Here is a 23,270-nt window from a genome sequence, read left to right as displayed (position 1 = left end):
GCGCCCCTTCGGGGCGCAGGCCCACTACGTGCCCTAACGATGCTCTTCTGCAGCGATGGCGACCAAAGCCCGGTTATAGGCCTTGAGCGCATCGATATGATGGATGACCCCAATCAGGGTCATCTTTGGCTCTCCGGTCTCTTCGGAGAGCTCTTCTTCATCGACCACGGGAATGAACTCCACCCCTGCCCTGTCAAAGATCGGCAATGCCGCCTCCAGCGTCGCAGTTGGGCTGATTGCAATGCCTTCGTCTATCAGCAATTGCGCGCTCTCAGGATCTGAGGCTGACAGCGGGCGCATGACTTTTCCGACCCGCAGCGTGCCCAGAAGGTAGGCCTGTGGTCCTGCGGCGCAGTGAATGTCACGCTTTTCCAGTTGGGTCAGGAAAAACGACCGATCCACAAGGCGCGAGGCCAGAGCGGTGGACATTGACACAGAGACCATCACCGCAAGACCGATCTGCCAGTCCCCCGTCAGTTCGAACACGATAAGCGTGGTTGAGATGGGCGCGCCCAGCACCGCCGCCGCCACAGCCCCCATCCCCGCAAAGGCATAAAGCGTGTGGGTGCCCGACACATCTGGCAGCAGGTTGGTGGCGATAAGCCCGAAGGCAAGCCCCGTCAAAGCACCAACCATCAGGGAAGGCGAGAACACGCCCCCGCCCATGCGCCCGCCCATCGTGATGGAAACGGCGGCCACTTTGACGATGGTGAAGAGGATCGCCTGGCTGAGCAGCAATTGACCAGATAGCGCCAGAACCGTGGTTTCATAGCCAACGCCGATAATGTGGGGAAACCAGATCGCGATCATGCCGAGCAGAAAGCCAGCAGCTGTCGGACGCAACCAGCGCGGCACGCCAAGCGCGGATTGGACCGCACTCCCTAACCTGTCGGTCACGAAGATCGAGCGCATCAGCACCACCGCCACAACGCCGCAGATCAGACCAAGGATCAAGAAGGCGGGCAATTCCACGTAGAACTGCAACGCGCCGGGGGTTGTGAGAACGAACTCGGTCACATCGCCATATTCCAGCCGGTTGATCACCGTGCCAGCAACAGAGGCCACCACGATCGGGGCAAAGGTATTGACCGAGAAATGCCGCAGCACCACTTCCATGGCAAAGAGCGCACCCGCGATAGGTGCGTTAAAACTCGCAGAGACCGCTGCCGCCACCGCACAGCCCAAGAGGTCCCGCCCGGTAACCCCATCGGCGCGAATGCGATCGCTGATCCATGTGGAAATCATACCTGCGATATGCACCACAGGCCCTTCTCGGCCCGAAGACCCGCCGGTAGAGAGCGTCAGAAACGAGGCGCAGGCTGAGGCAAGCCCTTCACGGATCTCGACACGCCCGTCGCGCAGGGCCGCACCCTCGATCACATCGGCAACAGAGCGTACACGGCCGTCCGGCGTAAAGCGATGCAGGATTATCCCCACAATCAGCCCCCCAAGCACCGGGACTAAAAGCAGCACATACCAAGGCAGCGTGGCGGCGAAACTATGCAGATAGTCGACGTCCTCCGCACCATAGACCGCGCCCTGCAATGCGGTGATCCCCTTGCGAAAGAACAGTGCAGCAAAGCCTGCAAGGATACCGATGATCATGGCAATCAGCCAAAACTGTAGCTGGCTCGGGCCACGGTGGACCAGAACACGCTGCGCATCCTTCAGGCTCGCCTTGGCTTGGGCAAAATATTCGGACAGTGCAGAGCGTTCAAATCGCGCCATTTAGGTTCTCCGATCCCTTCACTGACCTATCAGGGCCACACCCATCCTGTGATGGTTAACAAATATTCTTGCGGCGCGTAGCTAGACGTCTGCCAGCAGAGCTTTGGCCGCCGCGCGTGCCTCTGGTGTGATGCGGTCCCCCGAGACCATACGCGCGATTTCATCAATCCGCTCGTCATCACTGAGTGGCACCACTTGCGATAGCGTCACGCCCGCCTCAACGGATTTCTGCACCCGCCAGTGATGAGCCCCCTGCGCCGCCACCTGCGGCGAATGGGTGACAACCAGCACCTGGCTGCCATCTGCGAGCGCCTTGAGCCGCCGCCCAACCGCATCTGCAGTTGCGCCTCCCACCCCACGGTCGATCTCGTCGAAGATCAGCGTTTTTTCTGCATCCTCGCCGCGCAGACAGACCTTAAGCGCCAGCAGGAAGCGGCTCAACTCGCCACCGGATGCGATCTTATTAAGCGGACCCGCAGGCGCGCCGGGGTTTGTCGCGACGGTGAAGGCCACCGCATCCACACCTTCTGGGCCCGGTTCTGCGTCAGCGATCAAGGTTTCAAACACCGCGCGTTCCATTTTCAACGGTGCCAGTTCCGCCATTACCGCCGCATCCAACGTCGCCGCGCTATCGCGACGTTTGGCGGACAGACGGCCTGCTGCGGTCTGATATGTGGCCTCTGCGGCCTTCAGCGCTTTTTCCTGATCCGCAAGATTCTGATCACCCGCATCCAGTGCCTGAAGTTTTTCGCGCAACACATCCGCATGCTCTGCCAGATCATCTGGCTGGACATTGTGTTTGCGGGCCAAGGCGCGGATCGCAAAGAGGCGCTCTTCACAATCTTCCAGATCGCCGGGGTTAAAATCGAGCCCTTCGAGAAACCGCTCCACCCCGTCCTGAGCATCGCCCAACTCGATCATGGCGCGGCTCAGGGCAGCCAATGGTGCATCAAGCGCTTCGCCCGCATCACCTGAGACGGCTTCCAGCCAGCGTTGCGCCTCTCCCATCGCGCCCTCCGCCCCTTCAGACAGCAGGCTGTGCGCGCGGGCAATGTCGCCCCGGATACGCTCAGCGGCCTGCATATGACGGCGGCGGGTGTCTAAATTCTCATCTTCGCCGGGTTCCGGGTTCAACTGGTCCAGTTCGGACACCGAATGACGCAAGAATTCCTCTTCTGCGCGCACGTTTTCCAAGGCTGCACGGGTATCGGCCACCTGCTTACGCGCGCGGGCTGCGGCGCTCCATGCGGTGCGCACCTCTTCCACTTGGGCAGTGGCATTGGCAAATTCATCCAACATCGCCCGGTGGCCACGCGGATTAAGGAGGCCCCGGTCGTCATGCTGGCCATGCAGCTCCAGCAATGTATCAGAAAGCGCTCTGAGCACCTCGCCCGAGCAACGGCGATCATTGACCCATGCCGTTTTACGCCCATCCGCGGTGTTTACCCGCCGCAACAGCAGACTGTCAGAAACCGGCAACCCAGCCTCTTCAAGCACCGCCCGCGCCGCGTGTCCCTCGGGCAAATCGAATTCCGCAACGACCTCCCCTTGCTCAGCACCTTGGCGCACCAATGCAGCACGTCCGCGCCAGCCCAGCACAAAGCCCAGAGAATCAAGAAGGATGGATTTACCGGCACCGGTTTCCCCGGTGAGTACATTCAGACCCGGCTGGAACGTCAGTTCCAGATGGTCGATGATCAGAAGGTCGCGAATATCAAGCGCGCGCAGCATCTAGATGCCCCGTATTGAGCGCGATCCGAACGCTGCACACCAACGCTCGGATCCAATTGCGCAGAACTGTAGTCCGTCAGAGCCATTGGCCCTTGATCGACTGGCGATAGATCTTGGCGAGCCAGTTGTTGCCACGATCCTTGAGCTTGAGGCCCTGCGAGGTCAGCAGTTTGTAGCCATCCTCGTACCAATCTGTCGATTGGAAGTTGTGACCCAGAATAGCGCCCGCAGACTGTGCCTCATCTGTCAGGCCGAGCGACAGATAAGCCTCGATCAGGCGATACAACGCCTCGGCCGTGTGCGAGGTGGTCTGGAAATCCTCAACCACCACACGGAAGCGATTGATCGCTGCGGTGTAGTGCTGGCGCTTCAGATAGTAGCGACCGATCTCCATCTCCTTGCCCGCAAGGTGATCAAAGGCGAGGTCGAATTTCAGGATCGCGGAAGAGGCATATTCACTATCGGGATAAACCTCGATCACCGTGCGCAGCGCCTGCAACGCCTGGAATGTCAGCCCCTGATCGCGCCCGACCTCATCAATCTGGTCATAATAGCTCAGCGCCAGAAGATACTGAGCGTACGCTGCATCCTCATCAGTGGGGTAGAAATCTATATAGCGCTGTGCAGCGGAGCGACTGTTCTCGTAATCCTCGGCCTGATGATAGGTGAAGGCCTGCATGATCAGCGATTGCTTGGCCCATTCAGAATAGGGATAGAGCCGCTCAACCTCGGAGAAATAATAAGCCGCATCCTGTTCGCGGTTGCGAGCAAGCTCAAACTCACCGCGTTCGTAGATCTGAGCCGGAGTAAATACTTCGAGATCTTGTCCCGAGCGCTGTGCATCACCATCCGCACCACCGCACGCGGCAAGAGTCGCCATCAGTGCGACCACTCCGATCCCTTTGGCTGCTGCCCTGATGCCGATCATTCCTGCCTCACTTCACCGTCTCGTTCTGCAGCCTCGCGACCGCGTCCTTTCGCCTGCGTCTTGGCGCTGGCGGGGCCTAACATCCCATGTATGGGACGGGGCGTCGCCACGGTCTAGCACATTCATATGATGTGCAAAACGCCTTTCACACTGCTCAAGCTCAATTGGCAGAGAAAGCCGGTGAGGGTCAAGTCTGCTTGCTTCCTCAAACCGCAGCATTCCATGGCCTCAAACACGCGCACCGATCCACAAAATGAAAAACGGCCGACGCAAGCCGACCGTTTCATATCTGATTGGAGTATTTGCACGACCCGCGATCAGGCGACGCGGCGCACCTGAGCAGGGATTTCGGACCAGACCAAGCCTTGGCCCGGCAGGCGTGCGGTCATGATCGGATCACAGGTAACTTCGCGCACGGCACCCGGCGTGTCAAAGAGCGCACGAAGCAGAGTATTGGTGAGCGAGTGCCCTGCCCGTTCCCCGACATAGTGACCAAAGATCGGCAGGCCTGCCAATGCAAGATCCCCAAGTGCATCGAGCATCTTATGACGAACAGGCTCATCCGGGTGGCGCAGACCAGAACCTGCATGGACCACAGGGCCATCAAAAACCACTGCGTTCTCTCCTGGCACACCGCCGAGCGCGAGACCATTGGCCTGCATCGCCTCAACGTCGGAGCGACGGCAGAATGTGCGGCTGTCGCAGAGTTCGCGAGCAAAAGTGCCGTTACGCAGGTCCAGTTCGCGGCTCTGATGGCCAATGCCTTCTTCCGCAAACTCGATGTCAAAAGAGATTTTCAACCGGTCGCAGGGCAACAGGGTTGCGCGCGCGTCCTCGGTTTCCACCATGACCGGTTTCAGCACTTTCCATGCACGGACAGGTACGCCCAGACGACGGATGCCAGTCGCCATCATCTTGCGGACAAATTCTGCAGATGAGCCATCCATGATCGGCACTTCAGGTCCGTCGATCTCGACACGAGCATTGTGGATACCGCAGCCTGCAAGCGCCGCCATGATATGCTCTACGGTTGAAACCGACACACCGGCTCCGTTCACAAGACGTGTACACAGCGCGGTGCGCTCCACCATGTCCCAGCGCGCTGGAATGAGTGTGTTACCCAAGGCAATGTCGGTCCGCATGAAGGTGATGCCATGCTCGGCGGGAGCCGGGCGCACAATCATCTTGGCCGGTTTGCCTGAATGCAGGCCGGTGCCTTCAAAGGTAACTGCTGCTTTGAGCGTGTTTTGCACAATGTGCCTCATGGGTAGCTTCGGCCTCTGGGGCCGCCTTGCCGGTACACCTAAGGGCTCTGTGCACTAGCCTCAATTCAATCTTTGTAACCGAATGAAACATGAATATTACAGTTTGGCAAAACACCGCTGAGGCCAACCTAACCTCATGAAAATAAAAAATAAAAGACCGCCTTTCGGCGGCCTTTTTTCACGTATTTATTGACAGATCAATTGGCCTGACGACGCAGGAAAGCCGGAATTTCAATCCGCTCCTGATCTTCATCATGCGGCTGCTCAGCCTGTTGGGGCTGTGCGTTCTGCATGCTCGGCTGGACCCGTTGCGCCGCTTGGGGACGATTTTGCGTCGTCTCCTGCGGATGGCCGGTCATACGATTGATCAGAGAATTCAGGCCGAAACGACGCTGCTCTTGCGCATCTGCTGCACGACGCTGCGGTTGCTGCTGTTGCGGCGCGGCCGCTGCAGGTTGCTGCTGTTGCTGGCCACCCTGATGACGCTGAGCCGCCTCACGCAGACGCACGATTGCATCCTGTGATGGCGTTCCCGGCGCCGGGGCACGCGGTGCAACGAACACTTCAGCCTGCGTTACTGCGGGTTGCTGCTGCACAGGTTGCTGTTGAACCTGCTGCGGCTGCTGTTGTTGCATCTGCTGCTGAGGTTGCGGCTGATACGCAGGCGGCGGCAGACCATCGGTCGCATCCGCGCTTTCGCGCACATCCTCGATCAGGTCATCGCTTTGTGCGCCCTGCTGTGAGTCAAACTCGGAAAAGAGCGAAGGCTCTTGCCCGGCAGGAACCTCAGCCGCTGCCTGAGCAACCGGGGCTGCAGTTTCCATCGGCTCGGTCAGCTCCAAGGGTGCGCGACGGTTTTCTTCAACGCTCACGGTTTTGGTCAGCGGAGCAGACATCGGACGGCGCGGAACCGGAACCTCATGGGCATCTTCAGACGCGTCGATACCCGTTGCAACGACGGAAACGCGCATCTTGCCTTCCATCTCGGTATCCAGCGTGGAGCCAACGATGATGTTTGCGTTCGGGTCGACCTCTTCGCGGATGCGGTTTGCCGCCTCGTCCAGTTCAAACAGGGTCAGGTCATGCGCACCGGTGATGTTGATAAGCACACCTTTGGCACCCTTGAGGCTGATTTCGTCGAGCAGCGGGTTGGCGATGGCCTTCTCGGCAGCCTGAATGGCGCGATCTTCGCCTTCACCTTCTCCGGTGCCCATCATCGCTTTGCCCATCTCATCCATCACGGCGCGAACGTCGGCAAAGTCGAGGTTGATGAGGCCCGGACGGACCATCAGGTCGGTGACGCCTTTAACACCCTGATAGAGCACGTCATCCGCCATGGAGAACGCCTCGGTAAAGGTGGTTTTCTCATTGGCGAGACGGAACAGGTTCTGGTTCGGAATGATAATCAGCGTGTCGACGACTTTCTGAAGGCTCTCAACACCCTCTTCCGCCTGACGCATCCGCTTGGCACCCTCAAACTGGAAGGGTTTGGTCACGACCCCCACGGTCAGAACGCCAAGTTCGCGTGCCGCCTGCGCAATGATCGGAGCCGCGCCGGTACCGGTGCCACCACCCATGCCCGCAGTAATGAAGCACATATGTGCGCCTGCGAGGTGGTCCACGATCTGTTCGATGCTTTCTTCTGCTGCAGCAGAGCCCACCGAAGGACGTGCGCCCGCACCGAGACCTTCGGTCACTTTAACGCCGAGCTGCACCCGATTCTTGGCCGCGTTTTGCTGCAACGCCTGCGCGTCGGTGTTAGCCACAACAAAATCTACGCCCTCAAGCTGCTTGGCGATCATGTTGTTGACGGCATTGCCGCCCGCACCGCCTACACCAAATACGGTGATCTTGGGGCTCAGCTCTTCTTGTCCGGGCATCGAAAGGTTCAGGGTCATGCTTTTTCCGCCTGTGTTTTTAGCCCTCCCGCAAGGGCGTCGATTGTCACTCTTCTGCCTTAATCTTATCGCGACGCATGAGTCTCGTCATCCCCAAAAGCGCATTGCCCCACAAAATATGGGCCAAAAGGCGTGGGAACTTGCCGAATATCGCCTTTCTGGCGAAATATGGTGTAAATTACAGGACCAACACACAACAGAAGGTCACCCCGCACGCAAAACGCGGACGGCAAAAACCTTAACTTCAGATTGCGGCGAACCCCTGCTCGGCCTCGCACATCGCTGATTTTCAGCCTATTTCATGCAGCTTTACCTGATCCGCACGGGCCTGTCACGACCAATGTGGAGAAGCTGTGGGAAACCTGTGGGTAACTTTTGGCGCATTTGCGGCAATCGGCAAAGGTTTGCCGAGCGCCGCGCAAATCACCAGTTGTCCTTAAACCAACGCACGACGCGGCGCATCGATCCACCCGCCATCCGGTCCACAGGCGCATCGAAATCCCACCATTCATCCTGCGGATGGGCAGCAAAGAGACACATCCCCACCGCCGAGGCAAAGCCCGGCCCGGTCACCGCCTGTGGCAGCCCGTGCACCCGCATCGGGCGCCCCAGACGGACCTGCTGGCCAAGGATGCGGCTTGCAAGCCCATCAAGCCCGAGGATCTGGCTGGAGCCGCCGGTCAGAACGATTTGCTGGCTGGGCAGATGGTCGAACCCGGCGGCGTCGAGACGGACGCGCACCTCCTCCAAGATCTCCTCGACCCGGGGACGCATGATCCCGATGAGTTCGGCCCGGCTGACCGTGCGGCGGTCGCGCTCCCAGTCGCCGGTCTCGCCACCGATGTCGATCATGTCACGGTCATCCGCCCCGGTGGCATGCACGCCCCCCGACATGGTCTTGATCCGCTCAGCGGTGGCAGTCGGCACCCCGAGCCCCATGGAAATGTCGCTGGTGATGTGATCACCGCCCATACGCACCGCATCGGCATAGATCATGTGTTTCTTCATGAAGATCGACACCGAGGTGGTTCCGCCCCCCATGTCGATACAGGCCGCGCCCAGCTCCTGCTCGTCCTCAACAAGGGCGGAAATGCCCGACACATAGGCCGAAGAGGCAATCCCTGCGAGTTCCAGATCACAACGCTGCACGCAGCGCACCAAGTTCTGGATCGCCGCCGCCTCGACCGTCAGCATATGCATATCAACCGAAAGCGCCTGCCCCATCTGGCCGCGTGGGTCCTCAAGACCGGAACGATTGTCGAGTGCGAAATTCACCGGCTGCGCGTGCAGCACCTCGCGCCCCGCGCCATATTCCGGCACCTCGCAGGCGGCCAGCACGCGGGCGATTTCATTCTCGGTGACTTCCTGCCCTTCGAGTTCGACCGTGGCGTCCAGCCCATAAGAGCGCGGCAGGGCGCCGGAGAAACAGGCAATCACATGATCGACCCGAACCTCGGCCATCTTCTGCGCCGCCTGAACGGCAGTGCGAATGGCGCGCTCGGTTTCCTGCATGGCGGAAATCTCGCCAAACTGTACCCCGCGCGAGCGTGTGGTGGCCGCACCAATGACGCGGAACCCCGACTGCCCCGCCAGCGAGCCGATGGAGTTGTCCTCACTCAGCCGCCCGATCCCGTCGAACCGCAGCACCAGACAGGAAATCTTGGAACTGCCCACATCCAGAATGGCCACCACACCGCGTTGCATGGCCTGGCGGCGCATCTGCCGCATCGCACGTTGGGATTGATACAGATCTGTCATATCAATAGGAGCTCTCATTCAATTGACGGATGCGCCACCAGTCCTCAACGGCTGGTGCATTCATCCGCACGGTCAGACGGGCGGGCAGGCGCAAATCCACGACAGCCACGTCCCGTTCCAAAAGGTCTTTTACTTCACTTACGGCAATCACCCGCTCAAGCGCTGCCACCGGGCGTTCCACCGGCAACTGAATGCGCTGACCGCGATCCAGCACAACGTCCCAGCGCCGTTCACCAATGCGCACGATGCCGCGCAAGCGATCCCCAAGTGGGCGCGCCGCCGCAAACAGACGCAGGGCCTCCGCTGCGCGTTTGTCCGCGCCCCGCCCTGCAATCAGCGGCAGTTCAGGATGAAGGCTGCGCTGACCAAGTTCGGCCACAAAGGCACCGGTTTCATCGAGCAGCGCCAGACCATCCCGGCTGCGCCACACAATCGCAGGCTCACGCTCCACCACATCGACTTGCAGGATGCCACCGGGGCGGATGCGCACGGCTGCGGTTTTGACCGGATCAAGCCCCACAATCAGATCGCGAATGGCTGGAAGATCCAGATCAAAGGAGCTTAGCGGCAAATCCAGAGAGGTGACTTCGCGGATGTCGGTCGCAACACTCTCTCCTGCCCCGTCGATGGCCATCACGTTAACCATGAATTCAGGGCGGGTCTCAAAGGATGCGCGCGCCTCATTATAAAGAGCCACCAAGTGATCCCGGCGCGCCTCGCTCGCCAGATAACTGCCCGCAGCGATCAAAATGACACCAAGCGGCAACCCCACACGCAGCCCGGTGCGAATACCGGGGGTGAGCATCCAGCGCTGAATACGATACTTCAGCCGGGAGGGCGCGGGATCGGCCTTTCCCTCGGCGGCACGATTGCGAGACATACGGGAGGTCAACGCTCGCATGAGGCGTCCTCCACCAGCCATGCGCACAGCTGGCCAAATGTGATCCCGCAATGCTCCGCCTGTTCAGGCGACAGAGAGGTTGGCGTCATGCCCGGCTGTGTGTTGGTCTCAAGAAGCACCAGCCCCTCGGCACCGCGTGCCTCATCCCAACGAAAATCTGTACGTGAGATACCGCGACAGCCAAGCACGTGATGGGCGCGAGCCGCGTAGTCAAGGCAGAGATTGGTGATCTCTTCGGGCACATCCGCAGGCAGCACATGGCGCGACCCGCCCGTGGCATATTTGGCCTCATAGTCGTACCAACCATCGGTGAGGATGTCGGTCACGCAAAGTGCGCGATCGCCCATCACCGTCACTGTCATCTCGCGACCCGGCGCATATGTTTCGACCATCACCCGCGCGGGCATCTCGTCCGAGAGCTGCGGCGGGCTGTTTGCGGCCTCATGCACGATATAGATCCCGACGGAGGAGCCCTCATTGTTGGGCTTTACCACATAAGGCGGCGCGATCACATGCCCGGCCATCACCTCATCTTTTGAGGCCAGAACGCTATCCACCACCGGCAGACCAGCGATGCGATAGGCCGCTTTGGAACGTTCTTTGTCCATCGCCAAGGCGGAAGCCAGCACGCCGGAATGGGTGTAGGGAATGCGCAGCCATTCAAGGATGCCCTGCACGCAGCCGTCTTCGCCCCAACGACCATGTAGCGCGTTGAAAACCACATCCGGTTTGATGTCTTTGAGTTGCGCCACAAGGTCCTGGCCTGCATCGACCTCGATCACCTCATAGCCCTCCCCCCTCAGCGCGCGGGCGCATTCACGCCCCGTCGACAGTGACACCTCGCGCTCCGCAGAGGGGCCGCCCATCAACATCGCAACCTTCGGGAGTGTTCCGCTCGCTCCACCCACGATCACTGCCTCAATTTTACTCGGGCATTTGCGCCCGTATTATCATTATAACGGCACCGGTTTTCCGGCTCCCGTACAGCAATTCTTTGTCTCGACAGCGGGGGCCTGTTCCCCTTTGCCGAATTTTCACACCTGCGAACACGTCACGGCCCGCTCCGACAGTGCCCAGATTATGACTAAAGCGTTACAGCTTCATTAACCAAGGTAACCTGTCAGCGCGCCCTGATCCCCTCGAAACCTCGCCGCAGAGCCCGGACGGCACATCGCCACACTGGCCCAAATTCATGAATTCACTTGAGTTTTCGGAGGTTACGACCGCTCAGGATCGCCCACACGCATGATTTCCCATTCTAGCCAAATGCCGGAGTCCGCGTAAACCTTTTTTCGCACATTTTCGCCCAATCCTTCAAGATCAGCGGCTGTTGCATCACCGGCATTAATCATGAAGTTGGAATGTTTTACGCTCATTTGCGCGCCGCCAAGGGTCGCGCCCCGCAATCCGGCGTTGTCGATCACCTTCCACGCCTTGAGGTCCATCACGTCATCTGCCTTGCCCGTGGAGGAAAATCCCGCCGGATTGCGAAAGGTCGATCCCGCCGAGCGCTCTTTGGTGGGCTGGCTTTCGTCACGCTTACGCAATTGTTCTTCCATGCGCGTGGCGAGTGCATCGGGATCGCCCTCAGGGCCGCATAGCGTGGCAGAGACCAGTACAGCCCCCTTTGACAGATCGGTCTGGCGATACTGGAAATTCAGGTCTTCAGCGGTCAACGTTTTTAGACTGCCATCGCGCAACACCACCTGTGCTGAGACAAAGACATCCGCGACATAGGAGCCATAGCATCCGGCATTCATTCGCACAGCCCCGCCGATACTGCCGGGAATGGTGCGCAGGAACGTCAAATCCACCCCAGCCTCAGCAGACTTGCGGGCCACATGCGCATCCAACGCCGCTGCGCCTGCGGTGACGGTGTCGCCCTCGATTTCAATCGTGTTGAACCCCCGACCAAGCCGGATCACCACTGCGCGCAAACCGCCGTCCCGTACGATCAGGTTTGACCCGACCCCCATGGGAAAAACATCCACATCTGCAGGGAGATCCCGCAGGAAGCTCTGCAAATCCTCAAGATCTGCGGGCTGAAACAGGTAATCCGCAGGCCCGCCCACGCGCAGCCAAGTGAGGTCAGAGAGGTCTCGGTTCGGCGTCAGTCGCCCGCGTACGGCAGGAAGGTCGGTCATAATGGCTCGCTTCAGGTTTTGCGGTGGGTTTAGGCCATGCCCATCCAAAGGAAAACCCCTGAGCCATTCACCCGCGCCGCAATCCGCGCAGCCAGCGCACCAGATAGATCACCGGCCAGCGCAGGATCGACATGCCCGCAACCAGCATCGCCAGCCCCCACCATGGGCCATTTTCATAGGTAACATATCCGAGGATCGGGATGCCGATTGCGATCAGCACATAGGCGCGGGTCCAGTGGTTGTCTTTTGACGGGATCAGCGCCAGCACATTGGCCAGCACCACCCAGAGACAGGCAAGGATCAACGAGGTGTTCATGGCCGGGGACCTCCACTCTCGGTCCCGCCAAAGGAGCGGCGCAATAGGTAAGTCAGAGGTTTGCGGAACATCGACAGCAGCGCAAACAGGCCAAAACCTGCGGCGGGCAAGCCAAAATCTCGATACAGCAACCAGATCAGGGCGGGCGCAATCAACAGAAGCAACAGCCCGGGTGGGCGTTGGTAGCGTAGCGGCAGGAACGCCACCTCGCTCGCACATAGCACCCAGACCGCGCTGGCAATGAGCGAAAGGGACATCATCTGCCCCTCCCCTCTGCCGTCGCGGGCCGGAGTGCGTCCGACCTCACCCCTTCAGTCTTTCGGGCAAGCCGTTGGCCCAAGCCGAAATCGTACCGGCACCGAGGCACACAACCATGTCGCCGGGGCGCGCCTGTTCGCGCACCAGACGCAGCAGATCGTCCTCGTTGAGGATCGCGCGGGCATGGCGGTGGCCGTGGCGGATCAGCCCCGCCACCAAATCATCGCGGCTCGCGCCCTCAATAGGGTCTTCGCCGGCGGCAAAGACCTCGGCAATGGCGACCACATCGGCGTCATTAAAACAGGCGCAGAAATCGTCAAACAGGCTCGACAGGCGCGAGTAGCGGTGGGGCTGATGCACCGCGATGACACGGCCCTCACCCTCAGAACCAATGGCCTGACGCGCAGCCTTCAGCACTGCGGCAATTTCCACCGGGTGGTGGCCGTAATCGTCGATGATGGTGACGCCGTCGACTTCGCCCACTTTGGTGAAGCGACGGTTCACGCCGCCAAAGGCCGCAAGTGCTGCGCGGATCTCGTCCAGCTTCATGCCGAGGTGACGGCACACCGCCACCGCCGACAGCGCGTTAGAGACGTTGTGATCGCCCGGCATCGGCAGGGTGCAACCTTCGATCTTTTGCCCCTCGGCCTGCAGCAGGATGTCGAAATGCGCAACGCCGCCTTTGTAGGTGAGGTTCACCGCCCGCACGTCCGCTTGTGCGTTAAAGCCATAGGTCACCACGCGGCGGTCGGAAATCCGTCCCACCAGCGCTTGCACCTCGGCGTGGTCGGTGCAGCAGACCGCAAGACCATAGAAGGGGATGTTGGAGACAAACTCATAAAACCCGTCGCGCAGCCGGTCAAAGTCGCCCCAGTGTTCCATATGCTCGGGGTCGATATTGGTCACCACGGCGATGGTGGCGGGCAGCCGGTTAAAGGTGCCGTCGCTCTCGTCGGCCTCGACCACCATCCATTCGCCCTGCCCCATCCGCGCGTTCGATCCATAGGCGTGGATGATGCCGCCGTTGACCACGGTGGGATCAAAGCCGCCCGCGACCATCAGCTCGGCCATCATGGTCGTGGTAGTGGTTTTCCCGTGGGTGCCGCCGATGGCGATGTTGGATTTGAGCCGCATCAGCTCGGCCAGCATCTCGGCCCGGCGCACCACCGGCAGGCCACGCGCGCGGGCTTCGTCCAGCTCGGCATTACCGGGTTTGATCGCGGAGGAGATCACCACCACTTCGGCGTTTTCCAGATTCTCGGCGCGCTGGCCCTCGAATACTGTGGCTCCGAGGGTTTCCAGCCGCTGGGTGATCTTAGAAGATTTCAGATCCGAACCCTGCACCACATAGCCGAGATTGAGCAGAACTTCGGCGATGCCAGACATACCGATGCCGCCGATGCCGACAAAATGGATTGGGCCGACGTCGCCGGGCAATTTGGTGGCAGGGGTCATTGGGCAGCTTCCTCGGACAAATGTTCAACAAGCGCCACGAGACGATCCGTGGCATCGGGGATACCTGTGCTCAATGCTGCGTTCGCCATCTGGGTGGCCCCTTGGGCATTGGTCAGGACTGCGGCGATTTGCTCTGCGAGTGATGCGGTGTCAAGGGCGCTCTCCGGGATACGAATGGCACCGCCTGCTTCAACCAGCCCACGGGTATTGGCAGTCTGGTGATCCCCTGCAGCTGTGGCGAGCGGGATCAGGATCGAAGGCCGCCCGATCACCGAAATATCCGCAATAGAGGACGCACCAGAGCGCGAAATCACCAGCTGCGCCTCGGAAATGCGCGCAGGCACATCGGTAAAGAACGGCTGCACCTCGGCATCAATCCCCGCATCGGCGTAAAACTGCGCAACACGCGCCTGATCCTCATCGCGGGCCTGATGGCTGACGCGCAAATGGCGGCGAATGGCTTCGGGCAGCGCGGCAATTGCGCCGGGTACTACATCCGACAGGATGCGCGCGCCCTGGCTGCCGCCGATCACCAATAGCGACATCGGATAATCGCCGGGCGGAATATAAGGCGCGCCCTGACGTTCCAGCACCGCGCCGCGCACCGGATTGCCGACATGTACGCCCTGCGCGCCCTCCGGCAGCTCCGTGGGCCAGACGCCGCACGCGACCTGTGCCACGCGGGTGGCGAATTTCTGGTTCACTTTGCCCAGCACGCCGTTTTGTTCGTGGATCATGCGCGGCAGCCCCAACAGCGTCGCCGCCCCCAGTGCCGGGATCGAGGGATAGCCGCCAAAGCCGATCACCACATCGGGTCGTTCACGCCGCATTTCCAGCGCCATCGCCGCCACGCCAGCCGCGATGCGGGGCGCGACCATAGCCTTTGCCAGCAGGCCGCCACGCGCAAATGTGGCCGAAGAAACTTCGGTGATCTCGGTCATATGGGGAAAGCCGCCGGTATAGCGCGCACCACGCGCATCGGTAGAGAGCTTCACCCGCCAGCCTCTGCGCAACATCGCTTCTGCCAAGGCCTGCGCGGGGAACATATGCCCCCCGGTGCCGCCCGCCGCCATCAGGAGCAGTTTCTGTGTCATCTTGTGCCTGCCTTCGCGTTCTTATCCGTTGACCGGCCCACCTCTCTTATCCGCGCCCACGTCCGCGCAAGGCGTCCGCGATTTCGCCCTGAGGTCGGGACCGGGTGAAGGCTAGGAGCATACCCATTGCGATGCCGCCTGCAATCAGGGAGGAGCCGCCATAGCTTACGAACGGCAAAGTCATGCCTTTCGCGGGCAGAAGACGCACCGCAACACCCATGTTGATCATCGCCTGAACGCCGAATGTGCAGGCCAGACCCGCCCCGGCGAGGCGGATGAATGTGTCCCGCTCGCGCATCAGGCGGAACAGCGAGCGCACAACGATCATCGCATAGAGGAAGATGATGATGGAGACGAGCACCAGACCGTACTCCTCGGCCGCGACGGCAATGATGAAATCGGTATGCGCATCCGGCAGTGACCACTTTACCTGTCCTTCGCCGACGCCGACACCAAACAGACCACCCTCACGGATCGCATTGGTGGCATAGCCAAGCTGCGTGGTCGGGTCGAGGTCCGGGCTCAGAAAGCCGTCAATCCGGCGGGCAAAGTGTTCTGAGTTGGAATAGGCAACGACGCCGCCAAAGATCACCACGCCGGCCATGCCCACCAAGAGCAGCATCGGCGCGCCGGCGACGAAATACATCACACCCCAGCCAAAGAGGATCAGACAGGCCTGACCGAAGTCGGGTTGCAGCACCAATAGCATCACAACTGCCATGCAAAGCCCAAAGGACAGCAGCGTCCCCGGAGGGCCATAAATCTGCTGGCTAGCGGCGATCATCCAAGCGGCAAGCACGATGAAACCTGGCTTTAGAAACTCCGACGGTTGCAGCGACGCAAAACCAAGGCTGTACCAGCGCACCGCACCTTTGCCAAAATCGGTGCCAAATATGGGCAAGAGCGCCATCGCCACGAAAGCAAAGATAAAACCGATCACCGCCAACCGACGCACCAGCGTCGGCGACATCATCGAGGTCAGCATCATCGCCACCAATGCGCTACAGCCAAAAAAGGCCTGACGTTGAACATAGTGAAAATTGTCCAGACCGTTGCGCGCCGCCAGCGGAACCGACGCCGCCAGCCCCAGAAGCAGGCCAACAATGAACAGGGACACGATGAAAGTCGTCGTCCACTTGTCCAGTGTCCGCCACCATTTCGGGAGGATCGGCTCCCCCTCTTGCGCGGGAAGCGCGCCATAGACCATCTCAGTCATGGGTTCACTGCCTTGATTGGGCCCATAGATGCAGGGCCTGTTTCGCCTCGATGTGTCCCGTTTTTGGGACTTATTGGCTAAAGTGTAACCCGATTGCGCCGATCAGGCCAGCATCTTCCGGGCATCCAGCCGGGGAAAATGACATCATTCCGCCCCGCAGTGGTCACATTTGCTTTTGCAGCTGCGACTTGCGTGGTGCGCGCTTTCATGGTCGATGCGGCCCATGCGGATAAAAACCTTGATTCTCGGCGCTGGCGCAGCTGGCATGATGTGCGCGGCGCGCGCAGGGGGCGACTGCCTCGTGGTGGATCACGCCAAGGCACCGGGCGAAAAGATCCGCATTTCTGGCGGCGGGCGCTGCAACTTTACGAATATGTATGCAGCACCGGAAAACTACCTCTCGCAGAATCCGCATTTCTGCAAATCGGCGATGGCGCGCTACACCCAGTGGGATTTTATCGAGCTGGTCACCCGCCACGGTATCGCATGGCACGAGAAAACCCTTGGCCAGCTGTTTTGCGACGACTCCGCCCGACAGATCGTCACGATGCTGGTGAAAGAGCTGCGCGATGCGGGCGCAGATCTGTGGTTGCAAACCTCGGTGGTCGATGTGTCTCATGGCAGCGACGGTTTCACCGTGCGGCTGGAACGCGAAGGCAAACCCGTGACGGTCACCGCGCAAAACCTCGTGCTGGCAACGGGGGGCAAATCGATCCCCAAAATGGGCGCAACGGGGCTTGCCTATGAGATCGCCACGCAGTTCGGCCTTCATGTACTGGACACCCGCCCTGGCCTTGTGCCCTTCACCTTTGGGGCGGATCGGTTCAAACCCCTTGCGGGCGTGTCGGTCCCTGCACGCATTTCCAATGCCGAAGCCAGTTTTGATGAGGCCCTGTTGTTCACGCACCGTGGACTTTCTGGCCCTGCGGTCCTGCAAATCTCCAGCTATTGGCGCGAGGGCGAGGAGATCGCAGTGCACCTCTTGCCGGATGTGGATCTCTTTGTGGCCCTGCGCGAGCAACGCCAACAGAGCGGGCGTAAGGATCTGACCACAGAGCTTGCCCGCCATCTGCCCACACGGTTGGTAGAGGATCTGGCGGCAGATGGCAGCCTCAAGGGGCGATTGGCCGATCAGTCCGACGCAGCGCTTCAGGCGCTGTGCGACCGGCTGAAAGACTGGCGATTGAAACCCACAGGCACCGAAGGTTACCGCACCGCCGAGGTCACATTGGGCGGCATCGACACCGATGCGCTGTCGTCGCGCAGCATGGAGGCCAAGGCGATGCCCGGCCTTTATGCAATTGGCGAAGCAGTGGATGTGACCGGCTGGCTTGGCGGTTATAACTTCCAATGGGCATGGGCGTCAGGCCACGCCGCAGGAACCGCTATCCGGGGTTAATCGTTGGGGCCCTGACCGTTCAGACGCGCCGTGACCTCTGCAATAAAATCCTCGCCGCGTTTTTCAAAGCTGTCGTATTGATCAAAGCTCGCCGCTGCTGGAGCCAAGAGCACAGTCTCCCCCTCACCCGCATCGGCCATCGCATGTTCAACCGCCGCTGCCATAGTGGTGCAGACCTCCGCATCGACGTTGAGTTGCATGGCAAATTGCGCCGCCTCGCGACCGATCACATAGGCTTTGAGCACCTCACCTGTCGCACCCTTCAGCGCCTCAAGCCCGCCCTCTTTTTCAAGGCCGCCGCAGATCCAGCGGATTTTTTTGAATGCACTCAGCGCCTTGGCCGCGCTGTCCACATTGGTGGCCTTGCTGTCATTTACATAAGACACCCCATTCACCTGCGCGACACGCTGGCTGCGGTGTGGCAGGCCCGGGTAGGTCTTCATCGCAGCCTCGATCACCCGCGGCGCAAGACCAAGGGTGCGCGCCGCCGCATAGGCCGCGCAGGCGTTTTGGTGGTTGTGCGCGCCGGGCAGGCCGGGAATGTCGCGCAGATCAATTGATCCCGCCTGCCGACCCTTACGGTACTCCGACAGAAACCCTTTGCGGGCGAATACGCTCCACCCCGCACTGCCAGAGAGTTTTTGCCCCGATGAGACGCGGATCACCCGGTCATCACCATTGCCCTCACTCATTTGCCCCGCAAGGAACAGGCCCTCATCCTCGTCGATGCCAATGACCGCGCGGTCAGGGCCACCTTCTGCAAACAGGCGTCGTTTGGCAGCGAAATAGCCCCCCATGCCCGCGTGGCGATCCAGATGATCCGGGGTGAGATTGGTGAAAACAGCCACATCCGGGGTGAGCGCACGCGCCAGATCCGTCTGATAAGATGAGAGCTCCAGCACCACGACACCGCCGTCCACGGGTGGGTCGATATCCAACACCCCGCGCCCGATATTGCCCGCCATCTGGCTGTTGCGCCCGACATGTTCAAGAATGTGGTGCAACAGCGCGACCGTGGTCGATTTCCCGTTGGAGCCGGTCACCGCGATCACTTTTGGCGGTGTGTCGAACTCATCCCATTCCGACGTCGCCACTGAGCGGAAGAACAGGCCAATGTCATTGTCCACCGGGACACCCGCGCTCAATGCCGCACGCACCACCGGGTTCGGTTTGGGATAGAGGTGCGGGATACCGGGTGACACGATCAGGGCTGAGATGCCTTCGAATGCGCCCTGCTTGCTCAACTCGCGGCAGGTGAACCCCTCCGCTTCTGCGGTTTCGCGCGCGGCAGGATTGTCATCCCAACAGATCGCCTCGGCCCCGCCCTCGCGCAACGCACGTGCAGTGGCAAGCCCCGAACGCCCCAACCCCAGCACTGCCACGTTTTGTCCTGTGACACCTTTGACCGGGATCATGCTTCACCTCATTTATAGTGGTTTAAATCGGCGCGACATTGCACCTGAGCGCGGCCAGAATGCAAGCGCAGACAACATGTGGCGGGAACCACCTCCCCACACAGGCCGACGACAAGTCACCCGGTGTTGTGGCGCAGGGTCACCCGCTCACCAAAGCAGCCAGCGCAACGAAAAAGGCCTCCCGCTGGGGGAGGCCTTGAGGATCAATCGTCCATCTTCAGTGCAGAGATAAACGCCTCTTGCGGGATATCGACACGACCAAATTGGCGCATCTTTTTCTTACCGGCTTTTTGCTTGTCCAAGAGCTTGCGCTTCCGGGTAGCATCGCCGCCGTAGCATTTCGCGGTCACGTCCTTGCGCATCGCGGAAAGGGTCTCGCGGGCGATGACCTTGCCGCCGATGGCCGCCTGAATCGGAATCTTGAACATGTGGCGCGGGATCAGCTCCTTGAGCTTTTCGCACATCGCACGCCCCCGCGCTTCGGCGCGGTCGCGGTGCACCATCATCGACAGCGCATCCACAGGCTCATCGTTCACCAGCACCGACATTTTGACCAGATTATCGATACGGTAGCCGATCATCTGATAGTCAAAAGAGGCATAGCCCTTGGTCACCGACTTCAACCGGTCATAGAAATCAAAGACCACTTCGTTCAGCGGCAGATCATAAACGACCATGGCGCGCGACCCCGCATAGGAGAGGTCTTCCTGAATGCCGCGGCGATCCTGACAGAGTTTCAACACATCGCCGAGATATTCGTCCGGCACCAGAATGGTCGCTTTGATGCGCGGCTCTTCGACGTGATCCACTGTGGACAGATCGGGCATGTCAGCAGGGTTGTGCAGTTCGGACATCACACCGTCTTTGCCAAAGACGTGATAAACCACGGAGGGCGCGGTTGTGATCAGTTCGATATTGTATTCGCGCTCGATCCGGTCACGGATCACCTCAAGGTGCAAGAGCCCCAAGAAGCCGCAGCGGAAGCCAAAGCCCAGTGCCGCAGAGGTTTCCATCTCGTAAGAGAAAGACGCATCATTGAGGGCAAGTTTCTCAATCGCGTTGCGCAGGTCCTCGAATTCGGAACTGTCCACCGGGAACAGACCACAGAACACCACCGGCACCGAGGGTTTAAAGCCTGGCAGCGCAACCTCGGCACCCTTTTTGTCATGGGTGATGGTATCACCCACTTTGGTATCACGCACCTGCTTGATCGAGGCGGTGATAAAGCCGATCTCGCCGGGGCCAAGCTCATCAACGGTCTGCATGGCAGGGCGGAACACGCCGATGCGCTCAACACCATAGCGGGCGTTGGTCTGCATCATTCTGATTTGGTCACCCTTTTTCAGAACGCCATCCATGATGCGCACCAGCACGATGACGCCGAGGTAGGCATCATACCAGCTATCCACCAGCATCGCCTTCAGAGGGGCGTCGCGCTCCCCTTTTGGTGCGGGCAGGCGCTTCACGATTGCTTCAAGGGTTTCCTTGATGCCAATGCCGGTTTTGGCTGACACCTGAATGGCATCTGTCGCATCAATGCCGATCACATCCTCGATTTGCTCGGCGACGCGATCACAATCGGCGGCGGGCAGGTCGATCTTGTTGAGAACCGGTACGATCTCATGATCTGCATCGATTGCCTGATAGACATTCGCCAGTGTTTGCGCCTCAACCCCTTGGGTCGAGTCGACCACCAGCAGAGAGCCTTCTACCGCGCGCATGGAGCGGGAGACCTCATAGGCGAAGTCGACGTGACCGGGGGTGTCGATCAGGTTCAGCACATAGCGTTCACCGTCGTCTGCCTCGTAATCGATGCGGACGGTGTTCGCCTTAATGGTGATGCCCCGCTCGCGCTCGATGTCCATGGCGTCGAGCAGCTGCTCTTTCATGTCACGATCCTGCACCGTCCCCGTCGATTGGATGAGGCGGTCAGCAAGCGTGGACTTGCCGTGGTCGATATGAGCGACGATGGAGAAATTGCGGATTTTCGAGAGCTCTGTCATGACAAGCGCATATGATTGGGATTTTGCATTTGGTCAAGGTGGATCGTGCGCTTGTCCGCCAGTGAAATGCACGCAGATGCGACGTGTTGCCGCCTACGAGATCCTAAGCAGCCAAACTCCGCTGTCTCCCCATTGAAATATCCCGTTGAGATGTGGAATAGGTGGTCAAATTTCTCGTATTCCCAACCGTGCCAACCGGAGAATGATGATCGTGTTCCGACTGACCCTCGCCGCCTGCCTATGCGTGACCTCCACCCTCTTTGTCGCACCGTCAGCTGAAGCCGGCGCGATTGAGCGCGCATGCCGCAATTCAAATAGAAGCGCTGCCGAGGCAAACCTGTGCCGTTGCATCCAGCAGGTCGCCGAAGGCCGATTGACCAAATCCGAACAGCGCACCGTCTCCAAATGGTTTGCTGATCCCCACCGGGCACAAGAAGTGCGCCAATCAGCACGCAGCAGCGATGCTCGCCTGTGGAAGAAATACAAAGTTTTTGGAAGTGACGCCGAGCGCATCTGCGGTTAATGCTGCGCATACCGTCAACTTTGATCTTTGATGGGAAAATGGTTAATTGGCGCCGCCCGTGACCATTTTTCTTTCAAAAACGTGAAACTTCTTATAAATCATCTGAATTGATAACTTTTTCCTTTTCAAACTAATAAAATAAAAATAGAAACATTGAAGATTGTTTCGCATGCAGGGAAATCCTGTGATGTGTAGTGTTCAGACGCTCCCCCGGCAGAAGCATCGCGTGACGGAGTTTGAATGAAATTGGACTTTTGGGAGCCAACCTATGCTTATGAAAGGCGTTACTCTCCGAGGGCTAGAAGTTTTTGAAGCTTTGGCCAAGTCGGGTTCTGTTGCGCAGGCTGCCGACATTACTGGTCTTAGTCAGCCAGCGGTCAGCCAGCAGCTTCGCAACCTCGAAAAAGCCCTTGGCTCCGATCTCGTAGATCACGGTCGTCGCCCCATGGTTCTAACTTCGGCCGGGCGCAGCTTCTTGTCCCGCACTCAGGCGGTTTTGAGCGAATTACGACTGGCCCAGAGCGAGCTTACGGTGATGGATCTTTCACATCTGCCCGCGCTTTCCATGGGGTTGATTGATGATTTCGACAATGATCTGACACCGCGTCTTGCGACCATTTTAGCCGATAGCCTGACCCAATGCCGCTTTAAGATGGTCACCGCGTCCAGCCATGACATTTATAAAGCCATGGCAGAAAAAGAACTGCATATCGGCGTCGCCGCTTCCACCGGAGAGCTGCGTTCCGGCATGAACGAATATCCGCTGGTCGAAGATCCGTTCATCGTTGTTGCGCCGCGCGGCCGCGTCACCGACCCGGATGACGTTGGAAATCAACTGAATCACCTGCCTTTGTTGCGCTATGCCCGTGATCAATTGATCTCTCAGCAGATCGAATCTCATCTGACCCGCCACAAGATGGAGTTTGATGACCGTTTCGAAATCGGCTCTCATCTTGCGCTGATGGCAATGGTTGCACGCCGCATCGGTTGGGCGATCACCACGCCGCTGGGTTACATGCGTGCCGCGCGTTTCCACGAAGAGATCGACGCGTTTGCCCTGCCCTTCGCAGGCTTTTCACGTCGCATTTCTCTGTTTGCGCAGTCGGATTGGCCGGACACGGTTCCGCTCGAAGTTGCTGGCACTGTGCGTCGCCTTACCCAAAGCCAGATCATCGCACCCGCAATCAACCGCCTGCCATGGCTGGCCGGGCAATTGCGCGTGCTTGAGAGCTAAGGCC

19 protein-coding genes are annotated in these 23,270 nt (G+C 59.7%); 3 read left to right on the top strand and 16 right to left on the bottom strand.

Annotated features, from left to right (window positions below; all coding sequences use genetic code 11):
* Positions 1 to 33: 33 nt before the first annotated feature.
* The 14 genes from UB90_RS08810 to ftsW all read right to left on the bottom strand — a co-directional run bounded on the left by UB90_RS08810 (position 34) and on the right by ftsW (position 16,692).
* Positions 34 to 1,728 (bottom strand): chloride channel protein, encoded by a 1,695-nt coding sequence (locus tag UB90_RS08810; protein ID WP_065326810.1) that lies wholly within the window; start codon positions 1,726 to 1,728, stop codon positions 34 to 36.
* Between the two features lie 81 nt (positions 1,729 to 1,809).
* On the bottom strand, positions 1,810 to 3,459 hold the full coding sequence (gene recN, locus UB90_RS08805; protein WP_065326809.1) for a DNA repair protein RecN: 1,650 nt from the start codon (positions 3,457 to 3,459) through the stop codon (positions 1,810 to 1,812).
* A 76-nt stretch (positions 3,460 to 3,535) separates the two neighbouring features.
* A complete protein-coding gene (locus UB90_RS08800) occupies positions 3,536 to 4,387 on the bottom strand; it encodes an outer membrane protein assembly factor BamD (protein ID WP_009178973.1) in 852 nt (283 codons plus the stop codon).
* Between the two features lie 317 nt (positions 4,388 to 4,704).
* Complete coding sequence (gene lpxC / locus UB90_RS08795) at positions 4,705 to 5,652, bottom strand: UDP-3-O-acyl-N-acetylglucosamine deacetylase (RefSeq protein WP_005609841.1); 948 nt, start codon at positions 5,650 to 5,652, stop codon at positions 4,705 to 4,707.
* 197 nt (positions 5,653 to 5,849) lie between these two features.
* Positions 5,850 to 7,550 carry a cell division protein FtsZ gene (gene ftsZ / locus UB90_RS08790; RefSeq protein WP_065326808.1) on the bottom strand — a complete coding sequence of 567 codons (1,701 nt, stop codon included), beginning with the start codon at positions 7,548 to 7,550 and terminating at the stop codon, positions 5,850 to 5,852.
* 423 nt (positions 7,551 to 7,973) lie between these two features.
* Positions 7,974 to 9,308: a cell division protein FtsA gene (gene ftsA, locus UB90_RS08785; RefSeq protein WP_009179265.1), complete on the bottom strand. Its 1,335-nt coding sequence runs from the start codon at positions 9,306 to 9,308 to the stop codon at positions 7,974 to 7,976.
* 1 nt (position 9,309) lies between these two features.
* Complete coding sequence (locus UB90_RS08780; protein ID WP_065326807.1) at positions 9,310 to 10,209, bottom strand: cell division protein FtsQ/DivIB; 900 nt, start codon at positions 10,207 to 10,209, stop codon at positions 9,310 to 9,312.
* Positions 10,197 to 11,081, bottom strand: coding sequence for a D-alanine--D-alanine ligase (locus UB90_RS08775; RefSeq protein ID WP_065326806.1), 885 nt, complete (start codon positions 11,079 to 11,081; stop codon positions 10,197 to 10,199). Before UB90_RS08775 ends, UB90_RS08780 begins: the two co-directional genes overlap by 13 nt.
* 345 nt (positions 11,082 to 11,426) lie before the next feature.
* Positions 11,427 to 12,353 (bottom strand): UDP-N-acetylmuramate dehydrogenase, encoded by a 927-nt coding sequence (gene murB, locus UB90_RS08770; RefSeq protein ID WP_065326805.1) that lies wholly within the window; start codon positions 12,351 to 12,353, stop codon positions 11,427 to 11,429.
* A gap of 67 nt (positions 12,354 to 12,420) precedes the next feature.
* Positions 12,421 to 12,669 (bottom strand): DUF2484 family protein, encoded by a 249-nt coding sequence (locus UB90_RS08765; RefSeq protein WP_009178985.1) that lies wholly within the window; start codon positions 12,667 to 12,669, stop codon positions 12,421 to 12,423.
* Positions 12,666 to 12,929 carry a DUF2484 family protein gene (locus tag UB90_RS08760; RefSeq protein WP_065326804.1) on the bottom strand — a complete coding sequence of 88 codons (264 nt, stop codon included), beginning with the start codon at positions 12,927 to 12,929 and terminating at the stop codon, positions 12,666 to 12,668. Before UB90_RS08760 ends, UB90_RS08765 begins: the two co-directional genes overlap by 4 nt.
* Positions 12,930 to 12,972: 43 nt before the next feature.
* Positions 12,973 to 14,382: a UDP-N-acetylmuramate--L-alanine ligase gene (gene murC, locus UB90_RS08755; protein ID WP_009179233.1), complete on the bottom strand. Its 1,410-nt coding sequence runs from the start codon at positions 14,380 to 14,382 to the stop codon at positions 12,973 to 12,975.
* On the bottom strand, positions 14,379 to 15,476 hold the full coding sequence (locus tag UB90_RS08750) for a UDP-N-acetylglucosamine--N-acetylmuramyl-(pentapeptide) pyrophosphoryl-undecaprenol N-acetylglucosamine transferase (protein ID WP_065326803.1): 1,098 nt from the start codon (positions 15,474 to 15,476) through the stop codon (positions 14,379 to 14,381). Before UB90_RS08750 ends, murC begins: the two co-directional genes overlap by 4 nt.
* A gap of 46 nt (positions 15,477 to 15,522) precedes the next feature.
* Entirely contained in the window at positions 15,523 to 16,692 is a 1,170-nt protein-coding gene (ftsW, locus tag UB90_RS08745; protein ID WP_005628759.1) for a putative lipid II flippase FtsW, read from the bottom strand.
* 223 nt (positions 16,693 to 16,915) lie between these two features.
* Between ftsW and UB90_RS08740 the strand changes: the two genes are divergently transcribed.
* Positions 16,916 to 18,091, top strand: coding sequence for a BaiN/RdsA family NAD(P)/FAD-dependent oxidoreductase (locus tag UB90_RS08740; RefSeq protein WP_065326818.1), 1,176 nt, complete (start codon positions 16,916 to 16,918; stop codon positions 18,089 to 18,091).
* On the opposite strand, the gene murD is transcribed toward UB90_RS08740, so the two are convergent.
* Both murD and lepA read right to left on the bottom strand, forming a co-directional pair.
* Positions 18,088 to 19,506 (bottom strand): UDP-N-acetylmuramoyl-L-alanine--D-glutamate ligase, encoded by a 1,419-nt coding sequence (murD, locus tag UB90_RS08735; RefSeq protein WP_065326802.1) that lies wholly within the window; start codon positions 19,504 to 19,506, stop codon positions 18,088 to 18,090. The two genes, UB90_RS08740 and murD, sit on opposite strands and share 4 nt — an antisense overlap.
* A 203-nt stretch (positions 19,507 to 19,709) precedes the next feature.
* Entirely contained in the window at positions 19,710 to 21,509 is a 1,800-nt protein-coding gene (gene lepA, locus UB90_RS08730) for a translation elongation factor 4 (protein WP_065320769.1), read from the bottom strand.
* Positions 21,510 to 21,711: 202 nt separating this feature from the next.
* On the opposite strand from lepA, the gene UB90_RS08725 reads away from it, so the two are divergent.
* Positions 21,712 to 22,032, top strand: coding sequence for a hypothetical protein (locus UB90_RS08725; RefSeq protein ID WP_005628747.1), 321 nt, complete (start codon positions 21,712 to 21,714; stop codon positions 22,030 to 22,032).
* A gap of 268 nt (positions 22,033 to 22,300) precedes the next feature.
* Complete coding sequence (locus UB90_RS08720; protein ID WP_065326801.1) at positions 22,301 to 23,266, top strand: LysR family transcriptional regulator; 966 nt, start codon at positions 22,301 to 22,303, stop codon at positions 23,264 to 23,266.
* Positions 23,267 to 23,270 lie beyond the last annotated feature (4 nt).

Origin of the sequence: Tritonibacter mobilis (assembly GCF_001681715.1) — a bacterium.
GTDB lineage: Bacteria > Pseudomonadota > Alphaproteobacteria > Rhodobacterales > Rhodobacteraceae > Epibacterium > Epibacterium mobile.
Note: the sequence above shows the minus strand (reverse complement) of the source record. Positions and strands in the feature narration are given on the sequence as shown.

Bases quoted from the DNA above. Each gene is read 5' to 3' on its own strand.
- UB90_RS08810 (WP_065326810.1), bottom strand. From the start codon at position 1,728: ATGGCGCGATTTGAACGCTCTGCACTGTCCGAATATTTTGCCCAAGCC.
- recN (WP_065326809.1), bottom strand. From the start codon at position 3,459: ATGCTGCGCGCGCTTGATATTCGCGACCTTCTGATCATCGACCATCTG.
- UB90_RS08800 (WP_009178973.1), bottom strand. From the start codon at position 4,387: ATGATCGGCATCAGGGCAGCAGCCAAAGGGATCGGAGTGGTCGCACTG.
- lpxC (WP_005609841.1), bottom strand. From the start codon at position 5,652: ATGAGGCACATTGTGCAAAACACGCTCAAAGCAGCAGTTACCTTTGAA.
- ftsZ (WP_065326808.1), bottom strand. From the start codon at position 7,550: ATGACCCTGAACCTTTCGATGCCCGGACAAGAAGAGCTGAGCCCCAAG.
- ftsA (WP_009179265.1), bottom strand. From the start codon at position 9,308: ATGACAGATCTGTATCAATCCCAACGTGCGATGCGGCAGATGCGCCGC.
- UB90_RS08780 (WP_065326807.1), bottom strand. From the start codon at position 10,209: ATGCGAGCGTTGACCTCCCGTATGTCTCGCAATCGTGCCGCCGAGGGA.
- UB90_RS08775 (WP_065326806.1), bottom strand. From the start codon at position 11,081: ATGTTGATGGGCGGCCCCTCTGCGGAGCGCGAGGTGTCACTGTCGACG.
- murB (WP_065326805.1), bottom strand. From the start codon at position 12,353: ATGACCGACCTTCCTGCCGTACGCGGGCGACTGACGCCGAACCGAGAC.
- UB90_RS08765 (WP_009178985.1), bottom strand. From the start codon at position 12,669: ATGAACACCTCGTTGATCCTTGCCTGTCTCTGGGTGGTGCTGGCCAAT.
- UB90_RS08760 (WP_065326804.1), bottom strand. From the start codon at position 12,929: ATGATGTCCCTTTCGCTCATTGCCAGCGCGGTCTGGGTGCTATGTGCG.
- murC (WP_009179233.1), bottom strand. From the start codon at position 14,382: ATGACCCCTGCCACCAAATTGCCCGGCGACGTCGGCCCAATCCATTTT.
- UB90_RS08750 (WP_065326803.1), bottom strand. From the start codon at position 15,476: ATGACACAGAAACTGCTCCTGATGGCGGCGGGCGGCACCGGGGGGCAT.
- ftsW (WP_005628759.1), bottom strand. From the start codon at position 16,692: ATGACTGAGATGGTCTATGGCGCGCTTCCCGCGCAAGAGGGGGAGCCG.
- UB90_RS08740 (WP_065326818.1), top strand. From the start codon at position 16,916: ATGCGGATAAAAACCTTGATTCTCGGCGCTGGCGCAGCTGGCATGATG.
- murD (WP_065326802.1), bottom strand. From the start codon at position 19,506: ATGATCCCGGTCAAAGGTGTCACAGGACAAAACGTGGCAGTGCTGGGG.
- lepA (WP_065320769.1), bottom strand. From the start codon at position 21,509: ATGACAGAGCTCTCGAAAATCCGCAATTTCTCCATCGTCGCTCATATC.
- UB90_RS08725 (WP_005628747.1), top strand. From the start codon at position 21,712: ATGATGATCGTGTTCCGACTGACCCTCGCCGCCTGCCTATGCGTGACC.
- UB90_RS08720 (WP_065326801.1), top strand. From the start codon at position 22,301: ATGCTTATGAAAGGCGTTACTCTCCGAGGGCTAGAAGTTTTTGAAGCT.